12 protein-coding genes and 3 pseudogenes are annotated in these 11,242 nt (G+C 42.2%); all 15 read left to right on the plus strand.

Translation table 11 applies throughout. The features are described from left to right. The coding region (locus tag AC058W_RS09865) for a DUF4368 domain-containing protein (RefSeq protein WP_479390022.1) at positions 1-890 on the plus strand (890 nt) is incomplete at its 5' end. 218 nt (positions 891-1,108) lie between these two features. Next, a complete protein-coding gene (locus AC058W_RS09870) occupies positions 1,109-1,843 on the plus strand; it encodes an AAA family ATPase (protein ID WP_227123712.1) in 735 nt (244 codons plus the stop codon). Continuing rightward, entirely contained in the window at positions 1,840-2,427 is a 588-nt protein-coding gene (locus AC058W_RS09875; RefSeq protein ID WP_479390023.1) for a DUF6652 family protein, read from the plus strand. The genes AC058W_RS09870 and AC058W_RS09875 overlap by 4 nt, the downstream gene beginning before the upstream one ends. A gap of 74 nt (positions 2,428-2,501) precedes the next feature. Further along, positions 2,502-3,614 carry a hypothetical protein gene (locus AC058W_RS09880; RefSeq protein WP_004613374.1) on the plus strand — a complete coding sequence of 371 codons (1,113 nt, stop codon included), beginning with the start codon at positions 2,502-2,504 and terminating at the stop codon, positions 3,612-3,614. Positions 3,615-3,694: 80 nt separating this feature from the next. Next, positions 3,695-4,153, plus strand: a complete 459-nt coding sequence (locus tag AC058W_RS09885) for a hypothetical protein (RefSeq protein WP_117639769.1) — start codon at positions 3,695-3,697, stop codon at positions 4,151-4,153. 30 nt (positions 4,154-4,183) lie between these two features. Next, complete coding sequence (locus AC058W_RS09890; protein ID WP_002592083.1) at positions 4,184-4,771, plus strand: hypothetical protein; 588 nt, start codon at positions 4,184-4,186, stop codon at positions 4,769-4,771. Between the two features lie 40 nt (positions 4,772-4,811). Then, complete coding sequence (locus AC058W_RS09895) at positions 4,812-5,561, plus strand: hypothetical protein (RefSeq protein ID WP_479390024.1); 750 nt, start codon at positions 4,812-4,814, stop codon at positions 5,559-5,561. A 25-nt stretch (positions 5,562-5,586) separates the two neighbouring features. Further along, a complete protein-coding gene (locus AC058W_RS09900) occupies positions 5,587-6,018 on the plus strand; it encodes a hypothetical protein (RefSeq protein ID WP_479390025.1) in 432 nt (143 codons plus the stop codon). A 69-nt stretch (positions 6,019-6,087) separates the two neighbouring features. Further along, positions 6,088-6,633 carry a hypothetical protein gene (locus tag AC058W_RS09905; protein ID WP_015540992.1) on the plus strand — a complete coding sequence of 182 codons (546 nt, stop codon included), beginning with the start codon at positions 6,088-6,090 and terminating at the stop codon, positions 6,631-6,633. Between the two features lie 30 nt (positions 6,634-6,663). Then, a complete protein-coding gene (locus tag AC058W_RS09910) occupies positions 6,664-7,137 on the plus strand; it encodes a GNAT family N-acetyltransferase (RefSeq protein ID WP_120136707.1) in 474 nt (157 codons plus the stop codon). 244 nt (positions 7,138-7,381) lie between these two features. Then, the gene (locus AC058W_RS09915; protein WP_278696165.1) at positions 7,382-8,041 is read left to right on the plus strand and encodes a DUF4368 domain-containing protein; all 660 of its coding nucleotides are present in this window, start codon (positions 7,382-7,384) and stop codon (positions 8,039-8,041) included. After that, positions 8,031-8,594, plus strand: a pseudogene (locus AC058W_RS09920) (Fic family protein); the annotation flags it as partial. The gene AC058W_RS09915 and the pseudogene AC058W_RS09920, both read left to right, overlap by 11 nt. 572 nt (positions 8,595-9,166) lie before the next feature. Then, complete coding sequence (locus AC058W_RS09925; protein ID WP_118516544.1) at positions 9,167-9,655, plus strand: DNA-deoxyinosine glycosylase; 489 nt, start codon at positions 9,167-9,169, stop codon at positions 9,653-9,655. 28 nt (positions 9,656-9,683) lie between these two features. Continuing rightward, positions 9,684-9,926 (plus strand): annotated as a pseudogene (locus tag AC058W_RS09930) (ABC transporter ATP-binding protein); the annotation flags it as partial. A 544-nt stretch (positions 9,927-10,470) separates the two neighbouring features. Continuing rightward, a pseudogene (locus tag AC058W_RS09935) lies at positions 10,471-11,026 on the plus strand (manganese efflux pump MntP). Positions 11,027-11,242: the final 216 nt, after the last annotated feature.

Consider the following 11,242-nt stretch of genomic DNA (forward strand, 5'->3'; position numbering starts at 1 on the left):
GCCGGACACATCAGAAAGGGATTCGCTCCAACACCTATGATATTATCCCTCGTGAGGACTGGGAAATTATCGAGGATTGCCATGAAGCAATCATCTCCCCGGAAGAATGGGAGCAGGTGCAGGAAATCATTGACCGCAGACCAACCATTATGAAGGGCAACTCCTGCCCCTTTTATAACCTGTTCCACGGTATCATTTATTGTGCGACTTGCGGAAAGTCCATACAGGTGCGGTATGAAAAGGTTGGCAGAACCGGAAAGAACCGTTTTACCGGCGAACAGCGGGAACCGATTGATAAGGCGTATTATATCTGCCAGACCTATAACAGGCTGGGCAAGAACGCCTGTACCAGCCACAAGATCGAAGCCAGAGATTTATACAATCTTGTGCTGAAAGATATTCAGGAGCTGGCAAAGACTGCGCTCAAAGATGCCGATGCTTTTTATCAGCGGCTGAGCAGCCGGATGGAGCGCCGGTATCTTCTGGACGCTTCCCAGACACAGAAGGAATGTCAACGACTGGAAAGCAGGAATTGTGAAATTGATGAGATGTTTCTGAGCCTATATACCGATAAGGCAAAAGGAATCTTGACTGAGCAGCGTTTTATGAAGCTGACAGCAACACTGGAGCAGGAGCAGGAAGCTAACCAGAAGCGCCTGCGAGACCTGCTGTTGATGATGCGCCACTCTGACGAACAGGAAAATGAAGTCCGCACCTTTATCAAAGAAATCCGGCGTTATGCAGCCATTGAAGAACTGGATGAAGCGGTGCTGAACCGGCTCATCAGCAAAATTTTGGTGGGCGAAGTCAAGAAGATTGACGGACAGAAGGTGCAGGAAGTCAGAATCGTTTATAACTTTGTCGGAGAAATCCCGGAGATTACAGCATAATCATTTCGCCTCATCTCTCAATCAGCGAGGGATGAGGCTTTTCTTTTTGTAAAATTGCAATAGATATATTCATAATTTATTTACAATTAAATTCCTAGCCGTACAGCAGAAAAATGATGACGAAAGATCATGCAAATGCTATAATGTTTGCATATAGATATGACAATTTGACCATATCGGAATCTTTATTCAAACAGATGATTGGAGATATTGCTATTATGAGAAATCCATGGCCAATTTTCAGCATTGCGGCTCTCTCCGGAGCTGCGTGCTTGATTTATGATCACTTTTTTTCTTACGAGACTATGTGGATTGCTGTTGTAGTGTTCCTTGTGCTGCTGGCTCTATGCTTTTTCGCATATTGCAAATATGAACACTGGCTGGCAAAGAAACTTAACCCCTATGTGGTGGCATATCAAAGCGATCACAACCTTGAGAATTTGAAACATGGATTGGATCGCTGGCGTCCTTGGGCACTCAGCAAGCATTCCAAAAACATCATTACAGCGAACTGGTTCTCCGCTCTGCTGGAACAACAGCGCTGGACAGAAGCGGAAGAAACTTTGGAGCAGTTTTTGCATCGAGCAAAAAATACGCAGGATAAACTGGGGTATCACCTACTTCGTGAAGATTACGCAAGGGCGATCGGAGACACTGAATTAGAGAAGCAGGAACGACTTCTAAGCGAACAGCTAAAAACCCAGCTTGGAAATAAAAAGGGAGAATCAAGAATACCCGCAAGCGCCAAAGAGAGTAAATATGCTTTCTTTTGCTGGCTCTCTTTCAGCGTTGGTCTGGCACTGTTCGGAATCATCAGCAATATCGCCACCGGGGACTCAATCCTTGGATCGTTTGGAGCCGGAGTTTTTATTTTGGGCTTGTTCTCGTTCCCAGTCTGCTTGATCTGGCTGATTCTCTGGTTGATCCGGCGCAGAAAGGAGGCTGCTAAATGATTTATATCCTCCCGGTACTCTATGTAATTGTGTCTTATACATTCTTTCTTTTGGCAGTTCATTTTGGCAATGCAATCACATTGCAGATAGTATCGATCCTTCTGCCCTTTATTATGGGGATCGTCAATTTGATTGTTGTGCTGACCGTAGGAAGAAAGTGGTCGAGAAAAACATTGCTGAACTGCACTTTGATTATCAAGTATGGACTAATCCCGTTCTACCTGATCGGAGGGAGCATCACTGTATATGTAACGCTGATGGCATTCTTCCCATTGCCGCTGATGGCGTTGTTCGGACTGGTAACCATTGTTTTTTTGATTTTGGGATACGGGATTCTATTAGGGGCAGCTCCCTATGCTATCGCTTATCTGATAAAGTCATGCAAAGACGGCATACATCCGAAATGGTTGGCGGTTTTAGCTGGAATCTGCCAGTTCTTCTTTTCCTTTGATGTACTTGCAATGATGGTTCTGACATTAAAGGAGCGGCACAGGGTCAAAACGACGATTGCCGTTTTCTGTGCAATGTGTCTTGCGCTCCTGCTTATCGTACTCTATGTGGTCATGACGCTGATAGGGGCATAATCGACCTTTATATAGGATATGAGTTGTTCATACATAAAACAAATTTGATAGAATCGCAGAAAGGATTTACGCTTATGAAAAAACAATGGATTGCTTTACTGACAGGATGTGTGCTGGTATGCAGTATGCTGGCCGGATGCGGCTCAAAACCTCAGACATCAGCTCCGGCAGCTGCGGGCAGCGATAAAGGCTGTACGGATGAGGCCATTCTGTCTCAGCTGAAAAATGACGGGACACCTGAGTTCGTACTGGATGGTACTTACTATACGCTTCCTTTGGAAACTTCCCAGCTGATACAAGCCGGCTGGAGTTTGGAAACGGAAGAATATGATGCAGCAGAGGTTTCTCTGCAACCCGGCGAGCGTATTTATGGGGAACTTTCCAAAGACGATCAGGAAATAGATGTTGCAATCGTAAATGCCGGGACAGAGCCATGCAAGCCTGCTGAGGGCGGAACGGTGGTAGAACTGGAATACTCTGCCGATAAGGATCAACCAAATCCTGATTTCTTTGTAACGCTCAATGGGATCAACTGTGCGATGTCCAACGCAGCTTTACAAAAGGCGCTGGAAGGTGTAGACGGATATAAACTGAATTCCGCAGGAAATATCGACATCAATCGTACTGTTGATGATGATGAAATTGCTGTTTATAAAGTCATTCTGGATGATGACTACACAGCAATCACGCTTGCTTCGGACAATGTTTTTGAATACAAGGATTATCAGCCGCAAGAGGTAAAAGAACAGGCATCTAATGAAAAGATTGCCGCTTACAAGGATACTACAAAAGCCGAGATGGAGCCGTATGCTCAGGATTTCAATGCGATCATCGAGGGATATGAAGAAAATATGGTCGTTGGATTTTACAGTGAAGGTACTATTTGGGGCGAAGAAGTCGGTGAATATAAATCTATTGCCGGAACGCCGCTCGCTTCGGATGTGTCTCTCTACATCGCAGAGGATACAACCGGCCAGCTCTACTGTATTGCTAACCAGATTTTGAATGAAGATGGTACTGTAAGCACTGCCATTGAGCTTGAGGAAGGCGATCAGGTCAAGGTTTGGGGTTATGCTTCACAGTATCTGGAATTGCAGGAAGGTCTGAAAATCGTCGTGGTTCAGCCTGGTATCATTGAACGCAACGGCGAACTGGTGATCCTGGACAAAAATTTGAAAGCAGACTAATGCTTTTGAACGCCGGGTGCATCTATCAAAGGATTGCATCCGGCGTTCTCAACTTAAAACAATAATTAGGAGGAACAATTATGCTTACAATGAATGAAAAAGATAAAAATGAAATGCTGGAAGCCATTTTGAAGGAAAACGAAGCCTATCAGTGCAAGTTATGGGCGGTCATCATGGCCGGAGCTGATACCTATGCACTGATTGGAGGACTTTCTACACTGACGGGGGGTGCTGCCGCTGCATTAGGCGCACTGAGCAATGCTTACTGCTATCTGGGAGTTACCGAGAAACACCTGAATATGATCATTGTAAATTCCGTCAATGTCTCAAAAATTGAAAACCGGCTTTCTCTGCCCTTAAGCAGCATAACAAAGGCAGAAGTCAAGGGTGGGCTGCTGCCCGGAAGAAAAGTCGTAATGCTGCATTTTGGAAAAGAAAAAATGAAAATTTCTTTGATGAACAATGCGATTGGCTCTGATATTCAGGGGCAGAAAGAAAATGTTGAGATGTTCTGCCAGATTGTTTCCAAACTCGGATAACCAGTATTATAAAGTGAGAGGAATCAGAGTATGAAAAAAATCTTAATTGTGTTATTAACTATGGTGTTGCTCCTTGCTGGATGCGGCAAAAATGGGGCTTCATCGCCACAATCTCCCTCTGATGAATCTGTGGCGGATCGGCAGAAACCCTCTTCTTCCGAAACCGAAATATCATCTGAAGATCATGCGATTCCCGGAAGTTATACCGTCCCGGAGGGATGGGAGAAATCTGAGAAGCATTCTACTGATTCGCAGATTTTCTATATAGAGGAAGGCCACGAAAATGATGAAAAGCCGGACAACATCTCCATCCATGTAGGAAAGAACAAATATAGTCTGGATGAGCATGAGCAGTTCCGGGATGCGATCGTCCAACAGATTTTGATGCAGCTGGATGGTATTGAAGCTCAACTGAACGGGGATGGAACCTATACCGAGCAGGGAGATCTGCTTTATATCTTTACCATCGACGAGGGCGATATTGTCACCACGCAATACTATATTGTAAGGGATTACGGGTTCTGCCTGATCCAGCTTACAAATTTCAGCGGATCAGAAACCACGGAACAGGCCGCCAGGGACATGGTAGATAGCTTTGTTTGGGATACAGAAGGATAAATTGACACAGGAACCGTGATTTTATAGGAAAACGACGAAGATGGAGAAACGAAAACTTTCAGGAAAAACAATTTTGAAGCTGGCAGGGGCACTTTTGACTTTGGCTTATTTGGGATTTTGCCTCTATGCAGGTATTACCGGGAAATTTCCGAATATGCACAGAGTCGAGCATGTGATGCGTTTTGGCGACCTTAAAAACTGGGTGTCCGGCGGAATATCGGCTGTGATGATTTTTGCCCTGTGCATTACTTCTGCTTTCAATGACCTAAATCTCCAGAAGGGACGCAAAAAATCATTTTTACCACTTTTTCTCACCATGATTCTGCCCATTATCCTTTTACTGCTTTTGGAGTCTTATCTGGATATTGGTTGGATCGGGATTGCCCTTTATGCCGGTATTGCAGTTTTTCTATTTGGCGTTGCATGGACTCCACAACTGTTGAATCAGTGGATCGCCCGCCGACTTTTACGAAATGAACCGATGAGCGGCAAGCAACAAGTGCGGATCATTGAGTGGATTCATTTTCATCCACTGAAAAAGTTGCTGGTTTTCGGGTTGTGGGGCTTTGGTGTCGTGCTTGTTTTGCGTGGCATCTGGGTAACGGCAACCGGGAAAATCGAAATGGACGGAGAAGTTTTCCTGTTTTTACTTGGCACAGCAGTTTTGGTTGTGGCGCTGTTTCAGAAAATGAGACGCTATGTATGTGCGCCTTACCCGGAATATACCGGTACTGAATCAGATTCTCAGCAAAAAACAGTTGGAGCAGCTGTTGGATGGAGAACACTTTGAGCCAATAGAGTTTGAAGATGAGGCCATGAAAAAGTATCTGGAAATTTACCGAAGCCAAAACTGGATGCTGATTGGCGGGAAGCTGCTCTCAAAAAAGCTGGCTTTATGGGGCACAATGAATCGGTCAGGAAACGATGCGTTCTTGAAGGTACTTTACCTTAACGGTATGACGGCCAAAGCGAAAGTCGATCTGGATATTCGAGGGGACCGGTACAAGGAGTTTACTGCTGTGCTGAAAGAATTGATTGGATACGAAGGCACACTTAAACTGGATGAAAAAGAAGAACAGCTGGCACAGAAATTTGCGTCCTTTTTCCCAGATCAAACTTCCGAACAGGAGCGTGTCGCTGCTTTTCTTTCTCAGGATGTGACAGCGATCCGGCAGGACTATATTCAGACCTTCTCCCCTCCGCCAGACCCCCGGAAGAAAAAGCGGAGTAGACGGGAACGGGAATAAAAGATTTTCTTCATTTTTCAATGGAGAACGGGTTACAAAGATAAATAGAATGTAACTTGGAGGTTACCTATGAACTATGATATGAATATGATTAAATACCGCAAAAATGGCTTTTTCAGAATTGCATCAGCTATTCTAATTATCTGTTTTACACTATTTGGCCTTACTGCTTGCACCGGTACTACTGACAGCAAAGATAATAACGATGATAATGCACTGATGCAAGGAACATGGGAAATAGATACCGGCTCTGGTGCTGGTTATAAATTCGTTGAAGATAAATTTATGTGGTTAAAATCCATCGAGGATATTAACGATAACTACTGGTACGGAGATGTTGAGTACTATAATGGTGCTGAAGCAATGGAAATGGCAGGACTAACCGATGACGAACTTCAAAGCAGCCTGTCAGGACTTAAACCCGAAAACATTTTTGTAACAAAATTAGATCCCGAAAAAATCATTACCGATGGTGAGGATAAAACTGCTACCAATATGAATGACCAAACATTATGGACTCGCTTATGGCTTATTGAAGAAAATGAGGACAATGTTGTTGCGGTAGTGTTTGATTTGGAAACTTTTAGTATGGAGAGCTACACTAAAGTTGAGTAAAAACCAGAAATTAGAATTTGGAGTAAACTTATGGACTATATAATACGAGAAATGAGAAGCGAAGAATACTGTTTATTAAGTGGTTTTTTATACGAAGCGATTTATATTCCGGAAGGTATTGAACCTCCACCTAAATCAGTAATAGAATGTCCGGAATTACAAGAATATATCGTCGAGTTTGGAAATCGAAAACATGATAAAGCCTTAGTTGCAGAGATTCAGGGAAATGTAGTAGGAGCTATTTGGGTAAGAATTATGAATGACTATGGACACATTGATAATGATACTCCATCTCTTGCCATGTCTGTCTGCCCCCAATATAGAGGGTTAGGCATTGGAACTTCATTATTGAAACAATTATTACAAGTGGAAAGATTAGCTGGATATTCAAAAATATCCTTATCTGTTCAGAAAAGTAATTATGCAGTGAAGATGTACGAGAAAGTGGGATTTACTGTTGTTAATGAAAATAGCGAGGAATTTATTATGATTGTAAATCTATAACAGAAATTCCAGTTTGCATAACTGGCAACCCAACCACAATTAAATATTCACAGCTCTACTAAGCAGGAGATCCGAAAAGGTCTCCTGCTTTTTTGCACCCTAAATTAAATGTATCACAGCTAAAACTATCGAAAACAAAATAGGCAGATACCATAAAAGAAGTTTTTCTTTGGATAGTGCTTGTCTTTTTTGAATTCATCACTTGACATTGTGGCAAAGACCAAATAAGACTGGACGACCAAATATGTTTGTGGGGCTTGTAAAATGCCCGGACTGTGGACGCAATATGGCGTTCTCCAATCCAAACGGGAGAGAGCCGAGATTTCGTTGCAGGACATATGCCAGAAACAGCAACCTCTGCACAACTCATGCAATTTCCTATGACGCATTAGTGAAGATTGTCATGGACGACATTCAAAAGCATATCAAGAATATGGAAACATTAGGCGACCAGTTCATTGAAGAAATGAGGGTGTTGAGTGAATCCGGCGGCGGTAAGAAAATCAAGCAGTTTAAACAGGAATTGGAACTGGCAGAAAAGCGTATTGCTGAAATTGACAGTATCATAATGAAGCTGTTTGAGCAGAATGTAGCAGGAAAGATTTCTGATGGACGTTTTGAGAAAATGTCTGTAACTTATGAAAATGAGCAGAGAGAACTTGAAGAAAGGCGTAAGGCATTAAAAGAGAAAATCGAAGCCGAGGACTACAAGACGAAAAATACAAACCAATTTTTAGAAACCATACGCAAGTATGAAAACGTAACAGAGTTAAACCGTTCTATGCTGGTTGAACTGATTGACAGTATATATGTGTATCAAGCAGAGGGAACCGGCAAAGAACGTACTCAAAAAGTGGAAATCAATTATAGATTTCTTTGTGAGTCCCAATGTGGTATTGCATGAGGGAAACACACGAACTACAGCAGTATTTTTTATTAAGTATCTTAGAACGCTAGGATTTGACGTAACCAATGATATTTTTGCGGAGAACGCATGGTATTTTAGGAATGCGCTTGTTAGAGCTAATTATAACGATTTAAAAAATGGTGTTCATGAGACAACTGAGTATTTGGAAATGTTTTTAAGAAATTTGTTGTTGGATGAGAAGAATGAACTTCATAATCGTTCGATGCATATTAGTGGAGTGTTTGAAGAAGTGGACATTGAAAACACAAAAGTGGATATTGAGAGTGAAGAAGTGGACATTGAAAACACAAAAGTGGACATTCGAAATAAATTACTTTCTTTCTCAGATACGATTTCAGAAAAAACAATAAATCATACAGTAGAAATATTCTCAAAACATGGAAAAGAAGATTACTTTGGAAGAACGATTGTAGAAGATATTACCGGATTAAAGCCATCAGGCGCTTCCAAGTTAATAAAACTGTTGGTTGATAGTGAAGTGATTGTGCCGGTAACTGGACATGGAAAAGGAAAATATCGGTTTCAATAAAAGGGGACGTTGAAAGGGTGTTAATGCCATTCGCAAAACTGCCCAAAACAAATCTGCGGACTGATATATTACCAAATTCGGTAGCAGTATTTATAATGATTTTGCATTATAAAAGTGTTACAAAATATCGGCATACCCGCCACACGTTTACAAAGTCAAACGGTCTGTACGCCATGTCTTAACCTTATGATTGCGGATGTTAGCAACATGTCAGGGGGGGGTAAAAACCCAGTAACCATGCGGGTTCGCGTACTGTTAAAGCGGTGAAAAACGATTCCGCATGTCGAGACGGTAGTTTTGATGTCGAGGGTAAAATAGGCAAAGGCAGAAATGTCTGGAAATTAAGGGCATTAAGACCAATGGTAGTAATTTGAAGTGCTGCTGTTGGTCTTTTTCTTTTGCCTTGCCACGAACATATCTGTTCAAAGATGTTCCTGTTGGAGGGTTGCTTTGAAGAACAACTATGGAAAATTGGTGGGGGTGAGAATATAAAATGAATGACAAATGATGAGAAAATGTTTGATAATATTCGTAAATGAGATTAAAATAAATAAAAGGAAGGACAAAACACCATGAAAATAGAACACACAATCGCACCCGTATACGATGAAAATTCAAGAATTCTGATACTTGGCAGCTTTCCATCGGTGAAGTCCCGAGAACAGAAGTTTTTCTACGGACATAAACAGAACCGATTCTGGAAGGTACTTGCAGGTATTCTTGGCTGTGAAGTACCACAGACAATCGAGGAGAAGAAAAAGATGCTTCTTACACACCACATTGCAGTGTGGGATGTGATCCAAAGCTGCGAAATCGAAGGCTCTTCCGATGCCAGTATTCGTAATGTGATACCGAACGACCTTTCTGAAATTTTAAAGACTGCCGACATCCAGGTGATTTATACGAATGGTGGGAAAGCATATGAACTATATCAGAAATATATTTTTCCGCTAAATGGAATCAAGGCAGATAAACTCCCGTCAACCAGTCCTGCCAATGCCGGATATTCGCTGGAACGCCTGAAAGAAGCCTGGAGTAAAATATATAAGTCAGGTAATTAAAATCAGGAAGAACAGGAACAGATACAGGGTATCCAGACTAGCATCCCGCTTCTGGGATATCACCAGAGGACAGATCAAAGTCGGTGGTATGGACATCTCAAACAATAAATCCGAAAACCCTGAGTCTCTCTATTCAATCGTATTTCAGGATGTCACGCTGTTTAATAACTCCATTATGGAAAATATCAGAATCGGTAAACAGAATGCAACGGATGAAGAAGTAATCGCAGCGGCAAAACTGGCTCACTGTGATGAATTTGCAGAGTTACTGTTCACACGACACTATCCCGCGAGGTGTTTTGGCATGAGAATGCCAAAATCCCGAGACATACCGCGCGAATTTATGCGAATAGCATAAATTCTGTGCATCGCGAAGCGCGTTACTGAGAACGGAGTGAACAGTAACTTTGCAGAAAAGTTGCCGGATGGAAATTGTAAAAGACTACTTGATAAACAATAATCAATATGATAGAATATGGACATTCTCCGCGAGGGAGTAATCGGCATATTCTAAAGGATATGTAGTACTATCGACATAATGGTGCAATGCGCACCCGGTATTACAGTAAACGATGAGACTCATGGACAGTTAGAACAACTGTCTGTGTGTCTCTTTTTTTATGTCACAGAAAATTACTCCGTAATGTTCCAGTGACATAAAAAAGCCCTCCGGGCAGTATCGCACTGCGGCGGAAAGGAATTATGTCGCTGAAGCGACCCGCCGCAGGCGAAGAATCCTGCTTGCAGGATTCTTTCCTGTGCCGCGGCAGCAATTCTATAAAAATATTTTACACAGATAAAGGAGAGAAAAAGACATGAATATTTTTGAACCGTTTATACTGGCAATAGGGCTGTCCATGGATGCATTTGCGGTATCCATCTGTAAAGGACTTTCCCTTGGCAAAATCAAAGCAAAACATATGTGCATCGCAGGTGCATGGTTCGGCGGATTTCAGGCATTAATGCCTCTTATTGGATACTTCGGAGGACGATTCTTCGCAGATAAAGTAACCCGCTACAGCCATTGGGTAGCATTTGTACTTCTGTTATTTATCGGAATCAGCATGATCAAAGAATCCGGAGAAGAGAAACACGTCAATGCAGATATGGATGTCAAATCCATGTTTTTACTTGCAGTCGCAACCAGTATTGATGCACTTGCAGTAGGCGTAACATTCGCATTTCTCAAAGTAGCAATCGTCCCTGCTGTTTCCTTCATTGGAATAGTAACCTTCGTCGGCTTCAGCCGCAGGCGTCAAGATTGGAAGCCTCTTTGGAATGAAATACAAATCCAAAGCAGAACTATGCGGTGGAATCATACTCATTCTTATTGGAGTGAAAATCCTGCTGGAGGGACTTGGAATTATTTAGAAAAGAACAATAAAAATTACAAATCCCCAACCAAACGTGCTATAATACCAATATCAATAAGAACACAAAATTCAATCAAAAATTGAACACATATCAGGGAGGTTTCTATTATGAAAAAAGCAAAATCCGCAGCCGCACTTTTATGCAGCGCATGCCTGGTACTTTCAGGAACAGCAGTACCGACAATGGCAGATTCCGTGAAAGTGGTAACACTGG

Source organism: Blautia sp. CGZ-1-C1 (assembly GCF_056504575.1).

Coding starts and splice junctions, on each gene's coding strand:
- AC058W_RS09915 (WP_278696165.1), top strand. CDS start 7,382: ATGTTTGTGGGGCTTGTAAAATGCCCGGACTGTGGACGCAATATGGCG.
- AC058W_RS09905 (WP_015540992.1), top strand. CDS start 6,088: ATGAACTATGATATGAATATGATTAAATACCGCAAAAATGGCTTTTTC.
- AC058W_RS09875 (WP_479390023.1), top strand. CDS start 1,840: ATGATTTATATCCTCCCGGTACTCTATGTAATTGTGTCTTATACATTC.
- AC058W_RS09890 (WP_002592083.1), top strand. CDS start 4,184: ATGAAAAAAATCTTAATTGTGTTATTAACTATGGTGTTGCTCCTTGCT.
- AC058W_RS09910 (WP_120136707.1), top strand. CDS start 6,664: ATGGACTATATAATACGAGAAATGAGAAGCGAAGAATACTGTTTATTA.
- AC058W_RS09885 (WP_117639769.1), top strand. CDS start 3,695: ATGCTTACAATGAATGAAAAAGATAAAAATGAAATGCTGGAAGCCATT.
- AC058W_RS09925 (WP_118516544.1), top strand. CDS start 9,167: ATGAAAATAGAACACACAATCGCACCCGTATACGATGAAAATTCAAGA.
- AC058W_RS09900 (WP_479390025.1), top strand. CDS start 5,587: ATGAAAAAGTATCTGGAAATTTACCGAAGCCAAAACTGGATGCTGATT.
- AC058W_RS09870 (WP_227123712.1), top strand. CDS start 1,109: ATGAGAAATCCATGGCCAATTTTCAGCATTGCGGCTCTCTCCGGAGCT.
- AC058W_RS09880 (WP_004613374.1), top strand. CDS start 2,502: ATGAAAAAACAATGGATTGCTTTACTGACAGGATGTGTGCTGGTATGC.
- AC058W_RS09895 (WP_479390024.1), top strand. CDS start 4,812: ATGGAGAAACGAAAACTTTCAGGAAAAACAATTTTGAAGCTGGCAGGG.